General features: G+C 65.5%; 19 protein-coding genes. 8 read left to right on the top strand and 11 right to left on the bottom strand.

Annotated elements, in window-relative coordinates; translation table 11 throughout:
- Positions 1-92: 92 nt before the first annotated feature.
- Positions 93-350: a BolA family protein gene (locus JSE7799_RS14895; RefSeq protein ID WP_055664312.1), complete on the bottom strand. Its 258-nt coding sequence runs from the start codon at positions 348-350 to the stop codon at positions 93-95.
- Between the two features lie 110 nt (positions 351-460).
- Here JSE7799_RS14895 and JSE7799_RS14890 point away from each other — a divergent pair, with 110 nt between their 5' ends.
- Positions 461-1,072 carry a J domain-containing protein gene (locus tag JSE7799_RS14890; RefSeq protein WP_055664311.1) on the top strand — a complete coding sequence of 204 codons (612 nt, stop codon included), beginning with the start codon at positions 461-463 and terminating at the stop codon, positions 1,070-1,072.
- On the opposite strand, the gene JSE7799_RS14885 is transcribed toward JSE7799_RS14890, so the two are convergent.
- Entirely contained in the window at positions 1,065-2,279 is a 1,215-nt protein-coding gene (locus tag JSE7799_RS14885) for a T6SS phospholipase effector Tle1-like catalytic domain-containing protein (RefSeq protein ID WP_055664310.1), read from the bottom strand. The genes JSE7799_RS14890 and JSE7799_RS14885 overlap by 8 nt on opposite strands.
- Before the next feature lie 103 nt (positions 2,280-2,382).
- On the opposite strand from JSE7799_RS14885, the gene cobS reads away from it, so the two are divergent.
- Positions 2,383-3,372, top strand: a complete 990-nt coding sequence (cobS, locus tag JSE7799_RS14880) for a cobaltochelatase subunit CobS (RefSeq protein WP_055664309.1) — start codon at positions 2,383-2,385, stop codon at positions 3,370-3,372.
- Between the two features lie 340 nt (positions 3,373-3,712).
- Here cobS and JSE7799_RS14875 read toward each other — a convergent pair whose 3' ends face one another.
- Positions 3,713-4,561: a hypothetical protein gene (locus tag JSE7799_RS14875; RefSeq protein WP_055664308.1), complete on the bottom strand. Its 849-nt coding sequence runs from the start codon at positions 4,559-4,561 to the stop codon at positions 3,713-3,715.
- 139 nt (positions 4,562-4,700) lie between these two features.
- On the opposite strand from JSE7799_RS14875, the gene cobT reads away from it, so the two are divergent.
- The 3 genes from cobT to JSE7799_RS14860 all read left to right on the top strand — a co-directional run bounded on the left by cobT (position 4,701) and on the right by JSE7799_RS14860 (position 8,882).
- Entirely contained in the window at positions 4,701-6,569 is a 1,869-nt protein-coding gene (gene cobT, locus JSE7799_RS14870) for a cobaltochelatase subunit CobT (protein WP_055664307.1), read from the top strand.
- A gap of 128 nt (positions 6,570-6,697) precedes the next feature.
- Positions 6,698-8,476 (top strand): aminopeptidase P family protein, encoded by a 1,779-nt coding sequence (locus JSE7799_RS14865; RefSeq protein ID WP_055664306.1) that lies wholly within the window; start codon positions 6,698-6,700, stop codon positions 8,474-8,476.
- Positions 8,477-8,540: 64 nt separating this feature from the next.
- Positions 8,541-8,882 (top strand): DUF427 domain-containing protein, encoded by a 342-nt coding sequence (locus tag JSE7799_RS14860; protein ID WP_055664305.1) that lies wholly within the window; start codon positions 8,541-8,543, stop codon positions 8,880-8,882.
- A gap of 52 nt (positions 8,883-8,934) precedes the next feature.
- Here the strand turns inward: JSE7799_RS14860 and JSE7799_RS14855 are convergent, their stop codons facing one another.
- Positions 8,935-10,308, bottom strand: coding sequence for an FAD-binding oxidoreductase (locus JSE7799_RS14855; RefSeq protein WP_055664304.1), 1,374 nt, complete (start codon positions 10,306-10,308; stop codon positions 8,935-8,937).
- Between the two features lie 124 nt (positions 10,309-10,432).
- On the opposite strand from JSE7799_RS14855, the gene JSE7799_RS14850 reads away from it, so the two are divergent.
- A complete protein-coding gene (locus JSE7799_RS14850; protein WP_055664327.1) occupies positions 10,433-12,082 on the top strand; it encodes a chloride channel protein in 1,650 nt (549 codons plus the stop codon).
- A gap of 135 nt (positions 12,083-12,217) precedes the next feature.
- Here JSE7799_RS14850 and JSE7799_RS14845 read toward each other — a convergent pair whose 3' ends face one another.
- From JSE7799_RS14845 to JSE7799_RS14815, 7 genes are read right to left on the bottom strand one after another with little or no spacing between them, the layout of a single operon-like run.
- Positions 12,218-14,578, bottom strand: coding sequence for a thiamine pyrophosphate-binding protein (locus JSE7799_RS14845; protein WP_055664303.1), 2,361 nt, complete (start codon positions 14,576-14,578; stop codon positions 12,218-12,220).
- Positions 14,579-14,588: 10 nt separating this feature from the next.
- Positions 14,589-15,710 carry an ABC transporter ATP-binding protein gene (locus tag JSE7799_RS14840; RefSeq protein ID WP_055664302.1) on the bottom strand — a complete coding sequence of 374 codons (1,122 nt, stop codon included), beginning with the start codon at positions 15,708-15,710 and terminating at the stop codon, positions 14,589-14,591.
- Between the two features lie 11 nt (positions 15,711-15,721).
- Positions 15,722-16,546: a carbohydrate ABC transporter permease gene (locus JSE7799_RS14835; protein ID WP_055664301.1), complete on the bottom strand. Its 825-nt coding sequence runs from the start codon at positions 16,544-16,546 to the stop codon at positions 15,722-15,724.
- Positions 16,543-17,472, bottom strand: a complete 930-nt coding sequence (locus JSE7799_RS14830; protein ID WP_055664300.1) for a carbohydrate ABC transporter permease — start codon at positions 17,470-17,472, stop codon at positions 16,543-16,545. Before JSE7799_RS14830 ends, JSE7799_RS14835 begins: the two co-directional genes overlap by 4 nt.
- Positions 17,469-18,731: an ABC transporter substrate-binding protein gene (locus tag JSE7799_RS14825; protein WP_083480614.1), complete on the bottom strand. Its 1,263-nt coding sequence runs from the start codon at positions 18,729-18,731 to the stop codon at positions 17,469-17,471. The genes JSE7799_RS14830 and JSE7799_RS14825 overlap by 4 nt, the downstream gene beginning before the upstream one ends.
- A 37-nt stretch (positions 18,732-18,768) precedes the next feature.
- A complete protein-coding gene (locus tag JSE7799_RS14820; protein WP_055664298.1) occupies positions 18,769-19,950 on the bottom strand; it encodes an aminotransferase class I/II-fold pyridoxal phosphate-dependent enzyme in 1,182 nt (393 codons plus the stop codon).
- A complete protein-coding gene (locus JSE7799_RS14815) occupies positions 19,940-20,668 on the bottom strand; it encodes a FadR/GntR family transcriptional regulator (protein WP_055664297.1) in 729 nt (242 codons plus the stop codon). Before JSE7799_RS14815 ends, JSE7799_RS14820 begins: the two co-directional genes overlap by 11 nt.
- A gap of 419 nt (positions 20,669-21,087) precedes the next feature.
- Here JSE7799_RS14815 and JSE7799_RS14810 point away from each other — a divergent pair, with 419 nt between their 5' ends.
- Together JSE7799_RS14810 and JSE7799_RS14805 are read left to right on the top strand one after the other, a co-directional pair.
- Positions 21,088-22,053 carry an ABC transporter ATP-binding protein gene (locus JSE7799_RS14810; RefSeq protein ID WP_245624906.1) on the top strand — a complete coding sequence of 322 codons (966 nt, stop codon included), beginning with the start codon at positions 21,088-21,090 and terminating at the stop codon, positions 22,051-22,053.
- Entirely contained in the window at positions 22,050-23,153 is a 1,104-nt protein-coding gene (locus tag JSE7799_RS14805) for an ABC transporter ATP-binding protein (RefSeq protein WP_055664295.1), read from the top strand. The genes JSE7799_RS14810 and JSE7799_RS14805 overlap by 4 nt, the downstream gene beginning before the upstream one ends.
- Positions 23,154-23,157 lie beyond the last annotated feature (4 nt).

The raw sequence follows: 23,157 nt of genomic DNA, 5'->3' as shown, positions 1-23,157 counted from the left end.
TTGCGTGATATTCCCGGTCTTGCCGCAGCTAGAAGCCGGAGGTCGCGAGCGCGCACAGGCAAAGCTAATTCAGCCCCTTACGCCGCCGCTCGTCAACCTGCGGAGAGGTCCATCGACAGGGCGTGGATTCGGTCCATCAGCCCCCCCAGCGCTGAATGCACCATGCGGTGCTGCGCGATCCGCGGCTTATCTGCGAAGGCCGGCGACACGATGACCACGTGCCAATGGCTCTCCCCTGACCCGTCATCGCCTGCGTGACCGGCATGGCGATGGCTCTCGTTGATCACCTCCAGGCGCGACGGATCCAGTGCCTGCCGTAGCCGTTCCTCGATCTCGTCCTGCACTGCCATGGATTCATCCTCCCCGGCGCGGATGCCGCACCAATTTTCCGTCCGAAGGGCCTTCCCTCCGCCGCACCGATGATTAAACTCCGGTGCCTCGGGCCGAAAGGGGGTGTCGCATGGCAGGCAACGATCCATTCAACTTCGACATGCGTGTCTCCACTGCGAAGAAGCGCAATCCGCGCGGGCGTCGCGGCATGACGGGCGCGGTCGAAACGTCGACGCGCGTCTGCGATCACGAGGGATGCGAAGAGGGCGGCAAGTTTCGCGCGCCGAAAAGCCGGGATTCGCGCGATGACTTCTACTGGTTCTGCAAGGACCACGTCCGTGAATACAACCTGAAGTGGAACTTCTTCGACGGCGCGACCGAGGCGGAGCTTTCGCAGCAGGATGCGAAGGACAACGCAACCCGTCCCTTCCGCCGCAGTGTGGAGGAGCGCGCTTGGGCGCGTCTGGGGATCGAGGATGCGCATCAGGTTCTCGGCGGCAACGCCACGCGGAACCCCGGCCGCGGAACGGTCGGGCGCAAATTGCCGCCGACCGAGCGCAAGGCGCTGGAGATCCTCGACGGGCGGGACGACTGGGACAAGGCGGCGATCCGCAAGGCCTACAAATCGCTCATCAAGGTTCTGCACCCCGACATGAACGGGGGCGACCGCAGCCAAGAGGAGCAACTCGGGGAGGTCGTCTGGGCTTGGGATCAGCTGAAAGACAGTCGCAACTTCAAGTGATCCGGGTTTCGCTATTTGGCTCGGACAGCCGCGCCTTGCGCCAAGCACTAAGCTCGGACTGCAAGGCGCGGAGACTGCCGGGGCGGTAAGGTGGCCAACCGCCCGCATCAGTCTCGAACGCCCAGCGTTCCAGAACTGCGGGATGGAGGTCAATAAGATGCTTCGGCCCGCGCCGGTCGCGCCCAAAACGCTCCACAAGCGCGGCAACAAGCCCCCGCTCCACAAGCGACGTGCTGGTCAACGCTCCGAAAGGATTGCGATCGGCAGCAATTTCCGCGGCAATGGCCGGATCGAAAGCTAGCCCCTGCACCGCCGCACCGTCCATGATCCAGTCCAGTGCGATCGACGACAGACAGCGTATCTTCCCGCCGCCGCCGACGGAGCTATGATCGCCGGCGAAATAGCGCTGCCGGTAAAGCGGATCGTCAGACGCGCCAGCCGCGTTCAGCGCATCGATGTTCGTCCACAAGGTCGGCTCGAACTCGCGCCGGCGCTCATCGAGGGCAACGGCGTGCCGTGCGGCGCGCACCAGACCCGAAAGCTTCGCGTCGTGAAAGGCATAGCGGCGGTTCCAGAGCTTCGACAGACCAAGAAAACGGTTCGGCACGCCCAGTGCACCCACCGTGTCCCACACCCCGAGATAAGCCAGTCGCAACAGCAACGGCGGCGTCAGGCGCAGATCGCGGGCGTTTTCCTCATAGGCATCCCTGTCTGCTTCGCTGGTCATGAGGTGGGGCGAGACCGCCATGCGAAATCGACGGCTCGCGTCACTATCGGGGTGCGTGTCGGGATCGCGACTGCGGTAGCGGGCCAGCACCTCGGGCAGGCGCGCCAGCTGCATCCGGTCGAGGATGCCTGTCGAACGGATCAGCCCCGTCAGCGACCGAGCCGTAAAAGCCCCGCGCGAGAAGCCGAAGATGAAAATTTCATCGCCGGGCTCGTAAAGGAAGACCAAGTGCAGATAGGCCTCGGCAACGTTCTCCATCAGCCCGAGACCCATTGCCCCGCCCAAGAGGCGGTCCGCAACGCGCCCGACCGGTGTAACCCCCCGCCGCCCCGAGCCGACGCCGGGCACATAGACAGGCACCTGCATCACATCGTCGCTGTCCACCGGCATGAGCGCACGCGCGAGCAGCACGACATTGGTGGGATAGCGGGCAGCCACGTGACCCCAAGTGCCGTCGCAGAGGATGACGATACGCTTCATGACGCTACCCTATCGCAGAACCGGCCGATCGGTAAGCCGCCGCACCCTTGCGCGCGGATCGGCGATAGGGCAAGCGAACCCCCGATCCAGACAGGAGACACGCATGGCTGACGGCGCGATGGACATGATGGATGCGACCCCGACGAAGGAAATCTCCGTCCGCGAGGCGTTTGGTATCGATACCGACATGACGGTGCTCGGCTTCGAGGCGCCGTCGGATCGCACGCCGCCGATCGATCCGACCTACCGCTTCGATCCCGATACGACCCTCGCGATCCTGGCGGGCTTCGGCTGGAACCGGCGCGTGATGATCCAGGGCTATCACGGCACGGGCAAATCCACCCATATCGAGCAAGTCGCCGCACGGCTCAACTGGCCCTGCGTCCGCGTCAATCTCGACAGCCACATCTCGCGGATCGACCTGATCGGCAAGGACGCGATCCGTCTGAAGGACGGCGTGCAAGTCACGGAATTCCATGAAGGCATCCTGCCTTGGGCGCTGCGCAATCCGGTGGCGATCGTGTTCGACGAATACGATGCCGGACGCGCCGACGTGATGTTCGTGATCCAGCGCGTACTGGAAACCGACGGCAAGCTGACGCTGATGGACCAGAACACGATCCTGACGCCGCACCCGTCGTTCCGTCTCTTTGCAACGGCAAACACGGTCGGCTTGGGCGACACGACGGGCCTCTATCACGGCACACAGCAGATCAATCAGGCGCAGATGGATCGGTGGTCGCTTGTGGCGACCCTCAACTATCTCGAGCATGATGCCGAAGTTGAGATCGTCGTGGCCAAGAATCCTGATTACGACACCAAGGATGGCCGGCAAACGATTTCGCGCATGGTGACGGTCGCCGATCTGACCCGCACGGCCTTCATGAACGGCGATCTGTCGACGGTCATGTCGCCGCGCACGGTCCTTGCCTGGGCGCAAAATGCGGAGATTTTCCGCGACGTGGGTTATGCCTTCCGCCTGACCTTCCTCAACAAGTGCGACGAATTGGAGCGGCAGACTGTGGCCGAGTTCTACCAGCGTTGCTTTGACGAGGAACTGCCGGAGAGCGCGGCGAGCATGTCGCTCGGCTGACCCGCTCTGTCCGCGCCGCTTTCTCACAAGCGAGCGCGCGGCACGACCCGTCCCTTCGCGTTGCGCCCGCACCAGATGCTTGTGCGGGCGCAGCGGCATGTATTCTATTGGTCCGTCACTGGAGCCTTAACGCCGCTTCTGCTTCAGGACACCTGCCGTTAAGTGACCACCACCGCCCACCGCCGGAGATAGCGCGACCGCATCCTGCAGGCCCTTAAGTAAGGGACGATGCCTTCATCGTGAGACGAGGCATGTACAACCGGATGTCGCGCCACGCCCACTCGGTCGGAGATGAAAAAAGGCGGCCTGAGACCGCCCTTTCCCGTCTGTTAAGGCCGGCTCAGTCAGCCTGCATACGCGACATATGTTGCAGGAACATCTGCGGCGTCATTCCCGGCGGCAGGACAACAACTGTGTCGCCGTTCGCATCCTGGCCGATCTGGATGCGGTTCGACATGTCGCCCTGAGGCATCATGTTGCCGCGCTGCATGTTGCCGGGCTGCATGTCGCCCCTCTGCATCATGTTTCCCTGAGGCATGTTGCGCTGTTGCATCCCGCCTTGCATCTGGCCGCGATTGTCGCGGCTGCGCATGGAGCTGTCGCGCCGCATCTGTTGCTGCCGCGCGGCGCGCATGCGAAGGTCGGTCAGCGCCGAGACGTAACCCTGACGGTAGCCCAGTTCATAAAGTTCGCGAGCGAACTCGTTCATGTCGAACCCGGCAGCGTCGAACTCGAAATTGGTCTCGTCCATGTCGCCGCTGGCGGCCTCCGTCTCCCCCATCGGGTCGGTAACGCCGATCGTTGGCGCGTCGGCCGACCGGATCGCGCCAGTCGTCGTGCCGTCCAAGCGCTCGTTCTCACCAAAGGCGAGCTCGTCACGCCTCTGGCTCTGGCTGTAGCTTTCCGCGGTGCGGCCGACGTCGGACTGGCCGTCATCCGCAGGCATCTGCTTCGCCGAACCAGTTTCTTCGCTTGCCGTGTCCTGCCCGGATGCCTCGGCGCCTTCCTGCGTCATCGGCGCGGGCTGACGCGTTATGATGCGAATCGTCGCGCCCGAGATGGGATCAATCCGCTCGATCATGCGTTCGCCGTCGCGCAGGGGCATGTCGTTCTGCTGCGCGAGGGCAGGTCCACTTGCCAGCGCCAGCGTTGCGACGGTGGCGAAAATCTTCGTCTTGCAGGTTTTCATGTCGTTCTCCCAATGTCGTCCACCGACCGGATTTCGCATGGGATCGATGGTCCCTGTTCCAACCCGCTGACGCGCAGGAGGTTTCCTCGCGTCTTCGCCCCGCATTGCGCTTCGCCGTCGCTCCACTAGATTGCACACCATGAGCATGCCCCCAGACAATCCCGCCGATCCGTTCAAGAAGGCGCTGGCCGAGGCCACGAAGACGATGGCCGATGACCCGGACCTGTCCGTCAGTTATTCCGTCGATCCGCCGGGCCGCACGAACGAGACCATGCGTTTGCCGCAGGTGTCGCGGCGGATGACGCGTGACGAGGTGTTGCTGGCGCGGGGTACGGCGGATGCCTACGCGCTGCGACACCGGCATCACGATGCCGCAGTCAACGCCCGTTACATGCCGCAGGGCAATATGGCGCGGGACCTTTACGACGCGATGGAAACGGCCCGCTGCGAGGCCGTCGGCGCGCGCCAAATGCCGGGCACAGCGGGAAATATCGACGCCAAGATCGGCGTCGAGGCCGCGCGCAAGGGCTACGGCGACATCACCGACAAGGCGCAGGCGCCGTTAGCGACCGCGGCCGGTTACTGGATCCGGCAACTTGCCACCGGCCGCAACCTGCCGAAGGGCGCCGACAACGTCCTGGAGCTCTGGCGCGGCTTCATTGAGGAGGCGACCGGCGACCGCCCCGACAAACTTCAGGAGGTGCTGGGCGATCAGCAGGCCTTCGCACGCTTCGCCCGCCAGTTGATCGACGATCTCGGATACGGCGACCAGCTCGGCGACGATCCCGACATGGACGACGAGGAGGAGGACGAGGGTACCGCCGACGAGGAGGAACAGGAGCCCGACTCGACCGGCGAGAACGACGACGACCAGGAAGACGAAGCCAGTCCCGAGCAGAGCCAGGAGAGCGAGGACGACCCCTCTCAGGCGCAGGTCTCGATGGACGACATGGCCGAGGACGAGGCCGGCGAGGAAGCCGAGACGCCCGAGTCGGACGAGGCGACGGACCCCGCGCCCCCGCCCTCCGTCTCCGATGCCGATCCAAATTACACCGTCTACACCGATGCGCATGACGAGGTCGTCGGCGCCGAAGACCTCGCCGAGCCGGCCGAACTGGAGCGTTTGCGCGCATATCTCGATCAGCAGCTCGACCCCCTGAAGGGCGCGGTATCGCGGCTTGCCAACAAGTTGCAGCGTCGATTGCAGGCACAGCAGAACCGGTCGTGGGAGTTCGATCTGGAAGAAGGCATCCTCGATGCCGGGCGTCTGGCCCGCGTCGTGGCGAATCCGACGACGCCGCTTTCCTTCAAGATGGAGCGGGACATGGAGTTCCGCGACACCGTGGTCACGCTGCTTCTCGACAATTCCGGCTCGATGCGCGGACGACCGATCTCGATTGCCGCGATCTGTGCCGATGTACTCGCCCGGACTTTGGAGCGGTGTGGCGTCAAGGTCGAGATCCTCGGCTTCACGACCCGTGCCTGGAAAGGCGGGCTTTCGCGCGAGGAATGGCTGAAGGACGGCCGCCCCGCCGCGCCCGGCCGCCTGAACGACCTGCGCCATATCATCTACAAATCCGCGGATGCGCCGTGGCGGCGGGTGCGGCCCAATCTCGGGCTGATGATGAAGGAAGGGCTTCTGAAGGAGAATATCGACGGCGAGGCGCTGGAATGGGCACATCGGCGCATGATCGGCCGCCCCGAAGCCCGCAAGATCCTGATGGTGATCTCCGACGGGGCGCCCGTCGATGATTCCACGCTGTCGGTCAATCCCGCCAACTTCCTCGAAAAGCATCTGCGCGATGTCATCGCCATGGTGCAGAAGCGCCGCGCGGTCGAACTTCTCGCCATCGGAATCGGCCATGACGTCACCCGGTACTACGACCGGGCCGTCACGATCACCGATGTGGAGCAACTCGCCGGCGCGATGACCGAACAACTCGCGGGCCTGTTTGACACCGATCCGCGCAAGCGCGCGAGGGTGATGGGCATGCGCCGGGTGGCTTGAGCCATCAGCCGTTCCCGTAGAGGTTGCCGGTGCGGTGCCTCTGCAAAAACACCTTGAGGCGCCCGAGGGGCTGGCCCCTCGGGCCGCCGGGTGCTCAAAGGGCGGGAAACCTTGCCGGAGAGCCGCCGATGTTCCAGACCTTCGCCGTCACCGCCCGCCCCGATGCCGCCCCGCCCCGCGTCGCCGCCCTGCGCGACTGGATGCGGTCGACGGACCTCGACGCCTTCCTTGTTCCCCGCGCCGACGCGCATCAGGGCGAATATGTCGCGCCCCGGGACGAGCGCCTTGCCTGGATCACGGGGTTCACCGGATCGGCGGGATTCGCCGTCATCCTGCGGGACAGGGCCGCGGTTTTCACCGACGGTCGCTACCGCGCGCAGGTCCGGGTGCAGACCGACGCGGAGACGTTCGAGCGGGTGGACTGGCCGGCCACGACCCTCGCCGACTGGCTTTCCGAAGCGATGGCCGATGGCGGGCGCCTCGGATTTGACCCGATGCTGCACAATGTGCGTGAAATCGAAGGCCTGCAGAAACTTGAGGCGGTCGAATTGATCGCCTCCGACAATGGCGTCGATGCGATCTGGTCCAACCGCCCCGATGCGCCCGCAGCGCCGATGACCGCCTATCCAGAGGAACTTGCCGGGCACAGCGCGGCGCAGAAGCGGGCCATGATCGCGGACGTGCTGCCCCGCGACAATGTCGCCGCCTTTCTCACGAACCAGCCCGACGCGATTGCGTGGCTGCTGAACATCCGCGGCGGCGACATCGCCCGCACGCCTATCGCGCAGGCCTTCGCCCTGATCCATGCGGACGGGAAGGTCGATCTCATCTGCGACCCGACCAAGGCCGATCCGGTCCGCGATCATCTGGGGCCGGATGTCCGGGTGATCGAACCGGCGCACCTGACGGATCATCTCGCCGCACAGGAAGGACGCGTCGGGCTCGATCCCGCAACCTGTCCGGTGGCACTGGCCGGGGCGCTGGCCCATCCGGTCCACATGACCGACCCGATCGCGCTGCCCAAGGCCTGCAAGAGCGACGCCGAGATCGCCGCCACGCGCGAGGCACATCTGCGCGACGGTGCGGCGATGGTGCGCTTTCTTCGCTGGCTCGACCAGGACCGGCCCGGCGACGCGGCCGAAATCGACGTGGTCCGCGCGCTCGAAGACTTCCGGCGCAAAACCGGGGCGCTGCGCGACATCGCGTTCGAGACGATCGCAGGGTCCGGCCCGAACGGCGCCATCATCCATTACCGCGTCAACGAGGAGACGAATCGTCCCCTAGGCGACGATCCGACGATCCTCGTGGATTCCGGCGGCCAGTATCTCGACGGGACGACCGACATCACGCGCACGATCGCGCTGCAGCAGCCGCCGGGAGAGATTGCGCACGCCTTCACCCGCGTCCTGCAGGGCATGATCGCCGTGAGCCGCGCACGCTTTCCTGTGGGCGTCGCCGGGGCGCATCTCGACGCGCTGGCCCGCGCGCCCTTATGGGCCGAGCACAGGGATTACGACCACGGCACCGGCCATGGCGTCGGCGTCTATCTTGGCGTCCACGAGGGCCCGATGCGAATCTCCCGCCCGTCGCAGATCCCGCTCGCGCCGGGCATGATCCTGTCGAACGAGCCGGGCTATTACCGCGAGGGCAGCTACGGAATCCGGCTCGAGAACCTGATCGTCGTGCGCGAGGCTGCGCGGATTGAAGGCGGCGACGACCGCGCCATGCTCGATTTCGAGACGCTGACATGGGTGCCGATCGACCGCCGCCTGATCCTGCCCGACCTGCTCGGCCCCGACGAACGCTTCTGGATCGATACGTATCATGCGGAGGTTCTCGCCCGCCTCGCCCCGCGTCTCGATACGGCCGACCGCGACTGGCTTGTGGCCGCCTGCGCACCGCTCTGACGCGGCTTGCCGCCCGATGATGCACCCCATAGGGTCGCGCTTCAGATCGAAGAGGAGATCGTTCATGGCCAATATCGAGATTGCGCCCGCCACGGGCATCTGGAGTGTTCGCACGACCGACGGCGTCCTCGTCGAGAGCCGCAACGCCTTGGCTCTCGTCGAGGATGGCGGACCGGCTGTCATCTACTTCCCGCGCGAAGACGTGGCGATGGCACTGCTCGAGCCTTCGCAGACACATACCCAGTGTCCGCACAAGGGCGAGGCAAGCTACTTCACCTATGTCGGACAATCCGACCGGATCGACGACGCGGCCTGGAGCTACGAGCACGTCATGAAAGCCGATGCCAAGCCGATCGAAGGCTACCTTGCCTTCTACGACACGAAGGTGACGGTCGAGCATATCTGAGGCGGTTGTCGCGAGGGCCGGTTGACGTTCATCCACCGGCCCCGCCCGTCGTTCATTCCGGCCGCACGACCTTGCCGGGATTCATCAGCCCCTCGGGATCGAGCGCGCGTTTCAGCGCACCCATCACGTCCCAGGCCTCGCCATGCTCCGCCTCCATCAGGTGCAGCTTGCCAAGGCCCACACCATGCTCTCCGGTCGCCGTTCCCCCGAATTCCAGCGCATGAGCGACCATAGCGTCCGACAGCCGCTTCGCCTCATCAATCTCCGTCTGCGATCCGCGGTCCACCATCAGGATCGCATGATAGTTGCCGTCCCCCACATGGCCCAAGATCGGTCCGTCGAGCACGGAATCCGCGATTTCCGCCTCGGCCCGCGCGATGGCTTCGCCCAACCGTGACACGGGCACACAGACATCCGTGACGATGGCCGTCGCTCCCGGCCGGCTGGCGAGGATCGTGTGGTAGGCGCGATGGCGCATGGACCAGAGCGCCGTCCGCTCCTCTGCCCTGATCGCCCAGCGGTAGTCGCCACCGCCGTTTTCCGCCGCCACCTCGCCCATTCGCGCGGCCTCTGCGGCGACGGCATCGTCCGTGCCGTGGAACTCCAGCAGCAGATGCGGCATCTCGGGCAGGTCGGCCCCGTCCGCCGCATTGAGAATACGCACCGTCGCCACATCGACATATTCGATGCGCGCCGGCGTCAGGCCGAGCTGCATCGCTTCGATCACCGCCGTGATGGCGCCCTCCGTCGTCTCGAACCCGCAGACCGCCGACGCCACCGCCTCCGGCTGTCCGTGAAGCTTCAGCGTCAGCTCCGTGATCAGGCCCAGCGTTCCCTCCGCACCGACGAACAGGCTGGTCAGGTCATAGCCCGCCGAGGACTTGCGCGCGCGGCTGCCGGTCCGGATCACCCGCCCGTCGGCCAGCACCACCTCCAGCGCACGCACATGGTCACGCATCGTGCCGTAACGGACCGCCGTGGTTCCGCTTGCCCGCGTGGAGGCCATGCCGCCCAGACTGGCATCGGCGCCGGGATCGACGGGGAACATCAATCCGGTCGCCCGCAATTCCTCGGCCAAACGGCTGCGGGTGCAACCGGGCTGGACGCGCACCAGCATGTCGTCGGCCGTCACCTCGAGCACCGCATCCATGCGCCGGAAATCCACCGTGACGCCGCCGCGCGGTGCCGAGCCGTGTCCCTCCAGCGCCGTCCCGGTGCCCCAGCCGATCACCGGGACGCGGTGGCGCGCGCAGATCCGGACGATATCGGCGACCTCCTCCGTCGTCTCGGGATAGGCCACGGCATCGGGCGGCATCTCGGGATGCCACGTCTCCGATCGGCCATGCAGCGCCAGATCGCTCTTTCCGAGTGCGAGGCGTTCGCCTAGCATCTTCGACAATTCATGCCTCGCGTCGTCCGGGATCATCGGCCCCTCCCCCTCCTCGTCGTGTGGCCAAGCGTGAAGGGGGTTGGCCGAAAGGACAAGGGTGCGCGACCCCTCCTCCTCCGCAACCGCGTCGCCCGCAAACGAGTCACGCGGTGGCGCATCGGTGCGGCTGCGAAATGCCTTGGCGGAGAGCTGGTCGCTGATCCGCAGGCGGGGCCCTTCGAAGTTCCAGTTCTGGTTCATCGCGCTCGCGGTAGGGGTCGCGTCCGGATACGCCGCCGTCGCCTTCATGACCGGGATCGAACTGCTGCAGACGGCGCTCTACGGCACCGACGACCCGCGCCGCCTGCACAGCTTCGTCGAGACGCTGCCGTGGTTCTGGGTCCTCGTGTTGCCCGCCATCGGCGGGCTGATCGTGGGGATCCTGCTGACGCGTTTCACTCCCGATGCGCGCGTGCGGGGGCCGGCCGAAGTGATCGAGGCTTCGGCCATGAAGGAAGGCCGGGTCGAGCGTCGCGCCGGTCTCGCCTCTATCGCCGCCTCTCTCATCACCCTGTCCTCGGGCGGCTCTTCGGGTCGGGAGGGGCCGGTGGTGCACATGACCGGCATGATCGCGGGCTGGGTCTCGAACCGGCTGAACGCCGACGGCGTGACGGGGCGCGACCTTCTGGGCTGTGCCGTTGCCGCGGGCGTCGCGGCGAGCTTCAACGCTCCGCTGGCGGGTGCGCTCTTCGCGATGGAGGTGGTGCTGCGCCACTTCTCGGTCCACGCCTTCGCGCCGATCGCCATCGCCGCAGCCTCCGGATCGGTCATCAGCCGCACCTCCTTCGGCGACGTCACCGAATTCGCGCTGCGGGAAACGAACACGCTCGGCTTTTACGCAGAGCTTCCGGCTTTCGTGCTTCTGGGCCTCGTCTCGGGGCTGGTCGCGGTAACGCTCATGCGGTCCGTCTTTCTGGCCGAGGATGCCGCGACCGCCATGCAGGCCCGCCTGTCGCTGCCCCCGGTCCTGCGTCCGGCGGTCTCGGGCCTGCTGCTCGGCGCGCTGGCGCTTGGCTTTCCGCATATCATCGGCGTGGGCTACGAGACGACATCGGCGGCGCTGTCGGGGGACCTCGTCCTTCACGAGGCGGTCGTCTTCGCGGTTCTCAAGGTCATCGCGGTGTCGATAACGATGGGCGGACGCATGGGCGGGGGTATCTTTTCGCCTGCGCTGATGGTGGGGGCGCTCACCGGGCTGGCGTTCGGCTCCATCGCGACCGGCGTCTTCCCGGAGATGTCGGGCTCGGAGACCCTCTATGCACTGGCGGGAATGGGCGCAGTGGCGGCCGGGGTGCTCGGCGCTCCGATATCGACCACGTTGATCGTTTTCGAATTGACGGGCGACTGGCAAACCGGTCTCGCCGTCATGGTGGCCGTGTCGATCTCAACCTCCCTGTCGTCCCGACTCGTCGACCGCTCCTTCTTCCTGACGCAACTCGAGCGGCGGGGCATTCATCTCGCCGCCGGACCGCAAGCCTATCTTCTGGCCATGTTCAAGGTTTCGAGCGTCATGAAGTCGCCGGACCATCCCAAAGCCCCGTCCGAGGATCGCGTGCGCCGAGCAGTCAACGAGGCCCTTTTTGTGGCTCCGGGCGATACGCTTGAGAAGGCAATGCCGTTATTCGAACGATCGAACGGCGACTTTCTGGCCGTCGTTCGCCTGGGCGACGGAGCTGACGGTCCGGAGGTGCTGGGCGTCCTCCTCCATGTCGATGCGCTGCGCGTGTTCAACCGCGCCCTCGCCGCGACGGCGGCGGAAGAACATTCGTGACGTGACCTCAGGCTGCGGGCGGAACCGCTTGGGGCCCAACAGCTCCCGAAGCGAAAGCGGCACCTGCACCTCACGCATATCTGACGGATTTACTCGCGCAAGTGATGTCCTGGGATGCCGGTCCGGCGCCGCGCGTCAATCGATGGCCGACGTCCCAAGAACGGCCCCCACGATCGTCGCACGATCCACTCCGAAATGTCGATAGAGATCGGATATTCGCCCCGACTGCCCGAAATGCTCGACGCCGAGCGGGACCGTCCGATGGCCGGCCACGCTACCCAACCATCCGAGGGTCGCGGGATGGCCGTCAATGACGCTGACGATCGTGCAATGCGGCGGCAGCGTCCCCAGAAGGCGCTCCACATGGGATCGCGCGCCGGGCTTGCCGCGCCGGCGCATACGCTGCGCCGCTGTCCATCCTGCGTTCAGGCGGTCGGCCGACGTGACGGCGAGAACGCCGACATCGCGGTGCTGCTCTCCAAGCATTCCGGCGGCGGCGATGGCCTCAGGCGCGACGACGCCTTGATAGGCGACCACGATTTCGCAATTCGGTCCCGGCGGGCGCATCCAGTATCCGCCATCGATCGCGCCCTGACGGAACGCCTCGTCGCGGCGGCGGCCCGGTTGATCGATCACATGGGTCGAGAGGCGCAGATAGACCGAGCCACCCGTCTCGTCGCGCAGCCATGTCCGCTCGTCCGGATCACCTGCCCCGTCGCGTTGAATGTAATCGAGGGCCCAATCCATGATCTGAGCAAGTTCGTCGGCGAAAGCGGGCTCGAACGCCGCGAGCCCATCCTGTGCCAGGCCGATGAGCGGCGTGCCGATAGATTGATGCGCACCGCCCTCGGGCGCGAGGGTGACGCCCGCCGGCGTCCCGACGATCATGAACCGCGCATCTTGGTAGCAGGCGTAGTTGAGCGCATCGAGACCGCGCGCCACGAACGGATCGTAGACGGTGCCGATGGGCAGCAGCCTCTCTCCAAAAAGCTCGTGCGACAGGCCCGCCGCGCCGAGGAGAAGAAACAGGTTCATCTCGGCAATGCCCAGTTCGATATGCTGCCCGTCCGGCCGGAACTGCCATTTCTGCGTAGAGGGAACGCTCTCGGACCGAAACGTATCGGCCACCGCCTCGCGCGCGAAGAGGTGCCGGCGGTTGACCCAGCTCGACAAGCCGGTGGAGACCGTCACGTCCGGAGATGTCGTGACGATCCGCCCGGCGAGATCCGAATCCGACTTGGCGAGGTCATCGAGAATGCGGCCGAAAGCGGCCTGGGTCGATAGCGCCTCGCCCGCGGGGGGCGCGATTTCCGGCACGTCGAGGCGCGGCGCCGCGAACCGCCGCGGTCCGTGCCTGAAGAACGGGACCTCTTCGAGAAAGGCCTGGAGGGCCGCCGGCTCCTCCACCGTCGCCATCGGGTCCCACTCCGCACCCGCGGGCACGCCGGCCGTCTTCTGAAACTCCTGCATCTGGGCGCGCGTCATGAAGCCGCCGTGGTTGTCCTTGTGCCCGGCAAGCGGCGTGCCCCAGCCCTTGACCGTATAGGCGAGGAAGCACACCGGCCGGTCATGGTCCACGGCGGCGAAGGCTTCGGTCAGCGTCGAGAGGCAGTGCCCTCCGAGGTTCGACATCAGGGCCCCGAGTTCGCCGTCGCTGCGCCGCTCCAGAAGTGCGCTGACATCGCCCTGATCGCCGATGTCGTCCATCAGCCGCTCGCGCCACGCCGCGCCGCCCTTGTAGGTCAGCACCGAGTAGAGGTCGTTCGGGCAGTCGTCGATCCAGTCGCGCAGCGCCGCACCGCCGGGTTCGTCGAACGCCGCCCGCTGGAGCGCACCGTGCTTGAGGCGCACGACATCCCAGCCGAAGGTTCCGAAAACCCGCTCCACCCGCTGCCATAGCCCCTCGCGGACGATCCCGTCGAGGCTCTGGCGATTATAGTCGATGATCCACCAGACATTGCGCAGGTCGTGCTTCCACCCCTCCTGCAGGCACTCGTAGACATTCCCCTCGTCCAGCTCCGCATCGCCGACAAGCGCGACCATCCGGCCGATCGACCTGGAGTTCCACTTTTTCGCAGCGATGTAGTCCTGCACCAATGACGCGAAGGCGGTGATACCGACGCCCAGACCCACCGATCCGGTCGAGAAGTCCACGTCGTCGGTATCCTTGGTGCGGGAGGGATAGGACTGCGCTCCGCCAAAGGCGCGAAACGCCTCCAGCTTCTCCTGGGTTTGTTTGCCCATCAGATACTGCATCGCGTGAAAGACGGGCGAAGCGTGCGGTTTTACCGCCACCCTGTCCTCAGGCTTGAGCGCGGTAAAGTAGAGCGCGGTCACGATCGAGACGATGGACGCGGAACTTGCCTGATGCCCGCCCACCTTCAGCCCCTCGGGATTGTCGCGCACATGGTTGGCGTTGTGCACCATCCAGCAAGCCAGCCAGAGTAGCCGGCGCTCGATGATGGCCAGTTGGTCAAGGTCGCGAGGGGTCGTCATCTCGGCTCCTTCAGCTGATGGCGGTTCTCGGGGCGTTGAGACGCGCGCCGGTCCCGGCATCGAACAGGTGCATCTCGGCCAGATCAACGACAAAGCGAACATCCCGCTCGGGGGCGAGCCGGGTGCTTGGCCGGAAGATGCGCGCGGTGATCTCGTCCTTGCCCATTTTCAGAAACAGCAGGGCTTCGCCGCCCAACGGCTCGACCAGCGTGATGTCGGCATTGAAGGCGAGCGGTCTCGCCATCGACCCCGCCATCCGCTCCGGCGCGATGGCCTCCGGACGCAGCCCCAGCGTCACCGCCCTGTCGGGGCCGACCTGGCCGAAGATCGCGGGGTCGAGCGGAAGCGCGGGCCAACCCGGCGCCGAGACCGAAATGCCGTCGCCATCCGCAACGGTGCGGGCTTCGATCAGGTTCATTGGCGGACTGCCGATAAAGCCTGCGACGAAACGGGAGGCGGGAGCGTGAAAGACCTCGTAGGGCGTGTCCACCTGCTCGATCCGCCCGTCACGCATCACCACGATCCGGTCGGCGAGCGTCATCGCCTCCACCTGATCGTGGGTGACGTAGATCACGGTCGTCCGGACCTTGTCGTGCAGCTTCTTGATCTCCGTCCGCATCTGCCCGCGCAGCTTCGCATCAAGGTTCGACAGCGGTTCGTCGAAGAGGAACACGTCGGGATTGCGCACGATGGCCCGCCCCATGGCCACCCGCTGACGCTGACCACCCGACAGGGCGGCAGGAAGGCGCGACAGGAACTCCCGAAGCCCGAGGAGCTTGGACGCCCGGTTCACCTTTTCCTCGATCTCCTCCTTCGGACGCTTGGCCATGCGCAACCCGAAGCCCTGGTTCTGGCGAACGGTCATGTGCGGGTAGAGCGCGTAGTTCTGGAAGACCATCGAGATGTTGCGCGCGCGCGGCGGCAGGTCGTTGACCACCCGGCTGCCGATCTGAATCTCGCCGCCCGAGATCTCCTCGAGCCCCGCGATCATGCGCAGCGTGGTGGACTTGCCGCAGCCCGAGGGGCCGACGAAGACGACGAATTCCTCATGCGCGATGTCGAGGTCGAAATCATGGACGGCCTGGAAGGCGCCGTAGCGCTTGACCACCTGTCTGAGTAAAACTTCGGCCATGGCGACCCTCCCTATGCCTTGACCGCGCCGGCCGTGAGGCCGCCGACGAGGTATTTCTGAATGAGTGTGAAGAAAATCGCGGGCGGGATCAGCGCCAGCGTGGCGGCCGCCATCATCTGCCCCCAATCCACGCCGGACTTGCCGACGAAGCTGAGCAGCCCCACCGCGAAGGTCTTCTTCGTCTCGGAGGTGATGAGCATGAGCGAGAACAAAAGCTCCGACCAGGCGGCCGTGAAGACGAAGCCGAGCGTCGCGCCGATGCCCGGCAGCATCAGCGGCAGGATGATCAGGATCAGCGCCTGAAAGCGGGTGCACCCGTCGATCATCGCCGCCTGCTCCAACTCGCGTGGGATGCCTTCGTAGAACGAGTGCATCAGGAAGGCCGCGAACGGCAGGTTGAAGGCGGTGAAGACGACGATCAGCCCGATCCGGGTGTTCACCAGACCGATCGGAGCCAGCAATTGGTAAAGCGGCGTGATCACCATCACCAGCGGGAAGAGCTGCGTGATCACCAGGAAGACCATCAGCGCGCGCTTGCCCGCGAATTCGAACCGCGAGAAGGCATAGCCGATCCCGGCCGCAAGCAACGTGACGGCCACCGCCGTTCCCATCGAAACGATGACGGTGTTCCCGAAGAATACGGGAAACGGGCTCTCTTCGATGACGTAGGTGAAGTTGGCGAGCGTGATGCTCGACGGCCAGATCGTCGTCCCCTCGGAATAGAGCAGGTTGTCCGGCGTCAGCGAGATTCGGATCAGCCAGAACAACGGGAATAGCGCAAAGGTCAGATAGGCCAGCCGCACCAGCCACAGCGCGGCCCCGGTCATCGTCTTCATTGGCCAAGCCTCCCGCGGATAAAGAGAAGAAGGACGGAATACATCACCAGCAGCACCATCAGGACGGTGGCCAGCGCCGAGGCATAGCCAAAATCCATCGATTTATAGGCGCTGGTAAACACGTAGTTGGGCAGGGTCTGCGACGAGTTCGCCGGCCCGCCCTCGGTCATCACGAAGATCAGGTCGGGTGAATTCGCGACCCACACCGTGCGCAACAGGATCGTGATGGTGATCATCGGCATCAGGAACGGCACGGTGATATGGCGAAACGACTGCCATGCGGAGGCGCCGTCGATGGAGGCGGCCTCGTAGAGATCCTGCGGGATCGAGCGCAGCGCGGCCAGCAGCGTGATCGCGAAAAACGGCACGCCCCACCAGATCATCGCTGTGATCGGGCCGTAAAGCGCCAGATCGGGGTCGGAAAGAATGTTGCGTGGCGCGTCCAGCACGCCCACCGCGGTCAGCCATGCGGGCAAGGGGCTGACGATCGGGTTGAAGAGCCACTGCCAGTTCAGGCCCGACAGAAAGGTCGGCACCGCCCATGGCAAGAAGACGAGCGACTGGAACACCGCCCGGCCCGGGAACGGCTTGTTGAGGATCAGGGCGAGACCGAGGCCAAGGCCAAGCTGGAATGCAACCGACCAGAAGGTCCACCGCGCCGTGTTCGCCAGCGCCAGCCAGAAGGTGCGGTCGGTCCAGAGGTCGATGTAGTTCTCAACCCCGTTCCACCCGCGCGACATCGGCCGGAAGATGACGTAGTTCTGGAAGCTGAACGAGATGCCCACCGCCAGCGGCACCAGCATCACGAGCGCCACGATCGAAATGCCCGGGGCAAGATAAAACCACGCCTCGGCGGCGGCAAACCGCCGCCGAGGTCTTGACGGCGAACGCCCGGAAGTCGCCGGGCTGTCCGCAGCCACGCTCATTGCTCGGACATCCAGCGCTGCTGGGCCGCGGTCAGGAAGGTGTCCCATTCCTGCCCCAGTTCCTCGGCCGTCATCTGGCCCAGAAGGGCGGCTTGGCTGGTTTCGACCGCGATCACGTCGAAGAACTCGCCAAGCTCGGGCAGGTGCGCGGGCCAGGTCATGAGGTCCCAGCGGTCGTCCTCGAGTTCGGTGAAGAAGCCGGCGAATTGCGGATCGTTGTAATACGCGTCATCCGCGGGGATCTCGACCGCCGGGACGATGCCCATGAACTTCGCCCATTCCAGATTCACCTCCGGCGCGAGCAGCCGCCCGATGAAGTCCTCGGCGAGTTCGGGGTTTTCGGACGTGTTGGTCACCGCCCATCCGATCATCCCGATCGGCGGCGAGATCTGTCCGGCCGGACCGATCGGCACCGGCGCCACCGCAAAGTCGTCGCGGCCCATACGCTCGCGCACCTGGATCAGCGCGTCGGGATCCTGATCCATGAAGGCGCAGGTTCCCGAATAGAACCCCGAGACCTGTTCGTTAAAGCCCCAGTTGACCGAATCTTCCGGCGCCGCGCCGTCGTTGTAGAGGTCGAGCATCATCTGGATGCCCTTGATGGCCTCGGGGCTGTCGAAGATCGACGTGCCGTCCTCCTCGAACCAGCTGTCGGCGCCGGTCATCGCCGAGACGGCAAGCCACCAGCCGACGAACCCTCCGGAAGAGCCGCGCAGGCAGTAGCCGTATTTTCCGTCGATTTCGGAGATGGCCCGCGACATCTCGTTGAACTCCTCCCACGTCTCGGGCGGAGCGTCGTATCCGGCCTCGGCCAGAAGCGGCTTGTTGTAGTAAAGCGCGCGCACGAAGTAGCCGTAGGGTACGAAATACGACGTATCGTCATAGATCTTGGTGAAGTCCATCGTGGCGTCGGTCAGCTGCTCCGCGCCCTCCCACTCGTTCAGCCAAGGCTCGAGGTCGCGCACGACATCGTTGATCGCCAGCGTCGAGATCCAGCGCTCCGGCATCTCGATCACGTCGATCGGCTGCCCCGACATGGTCATGGTCAGGATGCGCTCGAAGGCCGAGTCCCAGGGAACCGAGATCAGCTCGACATCCACATCCGGATGGTCCGCTTCGAACGCGGCGACGATTTCGTTCATCAGGCCGGTACGTTCGTTCGTGGTGAGCACCTCCACCACACGGAGCGTTTCGGCCGATACGATACTGCCCCCTGCGGTGGCGAGCGCCGCAGCCGCCAAAGTGGTTCTCAGTCTCATTCACTCTCTCCCTTGTTGAGTTGCGTTCCAGCTTCGCTCACGCCTCTCCGGGCGCTTCGCTGATCTCCAGCGCGTGCTCGATGTCACGCCAGATATCCTCCACGTCCTCGAGCCCGACATGCAGGCGAACCATGTCGTCGGAGACACCGAAGGCGTGGAAGGAATTCGTCAGGCCGGGCTGGATCAGGCCGAGCTGCGTCGGGAAGGCCAGACTCTCGTGGCCGCCCCAGCTGACGCCCAGCCGGACCAGCCGCAGCGCATCGCAAAACCGCCGTGCCGCCTTCGGGCTCTGCATCCTGAAGGCAAACAGGCTCGACCATCCCGACAGGGTCGAGCCGTCGAGCGTGCCGCCGACCCCCGGATGCCGCATCTCGCTCACCGCCGGGTGCCCGGCCAGCCGCGTCGCGACCTCCAGCCCTGAGCAGTGGTGCTGCCGCATCCTGAGCGGAAGCGTGCGCATGCCCCGGATCAAAAGCCACGCATCGAACGGCGACAATTTCGCCCCGAGGCTGGGATAGGCGACGCGATTGATCTGCGCGATCAGGTCCGCTCGCCCGCAAACCACGCCCGCGACCGTGTCCGAATGCCCCGAGAGGTATTTCGACGCCGAGTGCAGTACGAGGTCCACGCCGTGCTCGATTGGCCGCTGGAAGGCTGGGCTCGCCCAGGAATTGTCGATCACGCTGATCGCCCCGGCGGCACGCGCGATTGCGGCCAGCGAAGGCAGGTCGAGCACGTCGAACGTCATGCTCGTCGGGCTTTCGAGGTAGAGCAGTTTCGCGCCTTTCACCGCCCCCTGCACGGCGGCGATGTCCGTGCCGTCGACGAACACCGTCTCGACCCCCATCCGCGCCATGAGCCCGGTCATCAGCCGGTAAGCATCCGGGTAGACGTTGTTCACGCAAACCACCCGATCGCCAGCATGCAGAAGGCCCAGCAACGTCGCCGAAATCGCGCCCATGCCGCTGGCGAAGCCGCGCGCATCCTCGGCCCGCTCGATCGCTGCGAGCTTCTTCTCGAACGCCCGCACCGTCGGGTTCATGCCGCGGGTGTAGATCGGGTTGCGCTCGGGGGCGCGAAAGGCGGCCTCCATCGCGTCGACGCTGTCGAAGGTGAAGAGGCTCGTCTGCGTGATCGGGGGGACGGCGGCGCCGCCGGTGTCGCTGTCCTCCGTCAGGATCGTGGCGAAATCGGCGGGAATATCGGGGTCACTGGTCATGGCGCAGGGCGGCCTCCACGAAGTCGATGATGCGCATCACGGCGGCGACGGCCCCGGCCTCGTCCCCCTCTGCCACGGCTTCGTAGAGCCGGCGGTGATCCGGCTGGCTCTCATCCGCGTAGGGTTCGGTCACGAAGGGATTTTCGCGCGAGCCGTTGAAGGCGTCGGAGATACGGGTGATAATTTGCTGGAAGATCTGCAGGTAAAGCGGGTTGCCGCTGGCCGTGAACATCGCCTCATGGAATGTCCGGTCCTGCCGTATGGCAAATCCATGGGCCGCATAGGCGGCTTCCATCTCCTCCAACGCAGCGCGTATCCGCTCGACGTCCTCCGCCCGCCCCCGACGGGCGGCAAGCCGCGCGGCGTCGGTCTCGATCGCGCGGCGCAACTCGAGGGAGTTCAGCACGGCCTCGCGCTCCAGATTGATCGTCACCGGCACGTGAAGCGAGGTCGCGCGGATGTCCTGCGCCAGATAGGTGCCGCTGCCCTTGCGGATTTGCACCAATCCCATCGCCTGCCACGTCTGCAGCGCCTCGCGGACGGTCGAACGGCCAACGCCAAGCTGCGCCGCCAGCGCCCGTTCTGTCGGCAGCCGGTCCCCGGCCTTCAATTCGGCGGCCTGAATATACGCGGTAAGCGATTTGAGAATGCGTGTGGCAAAGCCGTCCCGCTCCAGCGGACGAAGGGAAATCTGAGACTGCTGCGAATCGCTGGCCATGGCTTGCCTAATATTGGTCTGACCACCTCACCTTTTCGACTGGGTGACGTGATGTCAACAGGCGGGATGAGCGGATTGGCCCGGCTATTTATTTGGCACCATCGCAGATCCTTTGGTCGCTCGTGTCGGTCGATGCGAAGCAGACGCATAACGGCTCTTGCCACGCTTGCGACACGGCGCCGAGATCACGCCGCGCCTGTTCTGCCGGAAGCCGTTCTCACAGCGAGGTTGAAGGCTGACAGTCAAAGGTTTCACCGCCGAGATCGAAGCTGACGAGAAAGGGTGCTGCGCCTGTGGTGCCGGCCCGCAAGAATCGCGGTTGACGGACAGAAGCGGACCTGTAGGCTGCAACCAATCAACGAATGGTTTTGACATTGGTTCAGAGCGCCCCCTCCCCTTCCGCGGCTCCTTTGCTTGACGTGCGGGCCCTGAGTCTCGGCTTCGGCACCTCCAAGACGAGATTGCTCGATGGCGTCCGCTATTCCGTCGAAGCGGGCGAGACGCTCTGCATCGTCGGGGAATCCGGCTGCGGCAAGAGCGTGAGTTCCCTCGCCATTATGGGCCTTCTGCCTCAGGGGGCCGCGCACATCCACGAAGCCGACATCCGCTTTCGCGGGGAGCGGTACGACCTGAATGATATGGCAGCCCTGCGCCGTCATCGCGGCGCCGACATCGCGATGATATTTCAGGAGCCGATGACCTCGCTCAACCCCGCGTTCAAGGTGGGTGACCAGATCGCCGAGGCCGTCACCGCGCATAACGACGTGTCCGAGGCGCAGGCCCGGGACCGCGCCGTGGAAATGCTTCGCCGCGTCCGCATTCCCGCCCCCGAGGCGCGGATGAACGAATATCCCCACCAACTTTCCGGCGGCATGCGCCAGCGCGTGATGATCGCCATGGCGCTCGCCAACGACCCGGCCCTGCTGATCGCCGACGAACCGACTACCGCGCTCGATGTGACGATCCAGTCCCAGATCCTCGACCTGATCCGCGATCTCCAGGCCGAGACGGGAATGGGGACCATCATGATCACGCACGATCTGGGTGTCGTGGCCGAAATCGCCGACAATGTCGCGGTCATGTACGCCGGCACCATTGTCGAGGCAGGTCCCGCCGACGCCATCTTCAACGATCCGCAGCACCCCTACACGATCGGGCTCATGTCCTCGATGCCGCGCCTGACCGGACCGCGCGAACGCCTGACGACCGTTCCCGGCACCGTGCCGACGGTCGAGACGATGCCCGCAGGCTGCCGCTTCTCCACGCGCTGCCCCTTCGCGCAGCCCGTCTGCGCCGAGACCCCGCCCCAGCGCGAATTCGGCAGAGGCCACCGCGCGCTTTGCCATTTCGCCCCGCTCGATGACCGGCTGGAGCGAAGCGCATGAGCGACATCATCCTGAAGGCCGCGAACCTGACCCGGGACTTCAAGGTCGGCGGCTCTCTGTTCGCGAAGCCGAAGATCCTCCGGGCCGTCGACGACGTTTCCCTGTCGGTTCAGCGGGGAGAGACGCTGGCGATCGTGGGCGAATCCGGCTGCGGGAAGTCCACGCTGGCCCGAATGCTCATGCGGCTGATCGCGCCGACCTCCGGGGAGATGGAGTTCGAAGGCCGCCAGATCGACCGTGCCGAGGGTCGTACCCTGCGGGAATTGCGGCGCGACATGCAGTTCATCTTTCAGGACCCGTTCAGTTCGCTGAACCCGCGCATGAGTGTGGGGCGCCTCGTCGGTGAGCCGCTTGAGACGCATGCCCCCGAGCTTCCGGCGAAGGCCCGCAGGTCGAAGGTGGCAGAGCTTCTGGCGCAGGTCGGGCTGCGTGCCGAACATGCCGACCGTTATCCGCACGAATTCTCCGGCGGACAGCGCCAGCGCATCGGCATCGCCCGTGCGCTCGCCTCCGGACCAAAGCTCATCATCGGCGACGAGCCTGTTTCGGCGCTAGATGTCAGCGTGCAGGCACAGGTCATCAACCTGCTTGCCGATCTGCGCGACCGTCTCGGCCTGACGCTGGTGGTCATCGCTCACGACCTCGCCGTGATCCGTCATATGAGCGATCGCGTGGCAGTGATGTACCTGGGTGCGGTTATCGAGGAAGGCCCGACCGACGAGATCTTCACCAATCCGCGCCACCCCTACACAATGGCGCTTCTCTCGGCGATTCCCGTAGCCGAGCATGGCCACACCCGGCAACGGATCCCCCTGACCGGAGAAATGCCCAGCCCGATCGACCCGCCATCCGGCTGCCGTTTCCACACCCGATGCCCCTTCGCGCGCACTGATTGCAAAACGGCCGCCCCGCCCCTGCGCGATACCGGCACCGCTCCGGGCCACCGCGCCGCCTGCCACTTCTTCGAGGAGATCGCAGCCGAAGCCCCGCCGCCATCCGCCCCGCAAGACAGCAACCGCACCGATGCCGCCCGCGCGCGTTTCGCGCTCTATGCCGAGGCGATCGCCGGCACCGGGACCCGTCCCCGGGAAACGACCTGACACA

It is taken from the genome of Jannaschia seosinensis, from assembly GCF_001408515.1.
GTDB classification, from domain to species: domain Bacteria; phylum Pseudomonadota; class Alphaproteobacteria; order Rhodobacterales; family Rhodobacteraceae; genus Jannaschia; species Jannaschia seosinensis.
This window is presented reverse-complemented; position numbering and strand designations above follow the sequence as displayed.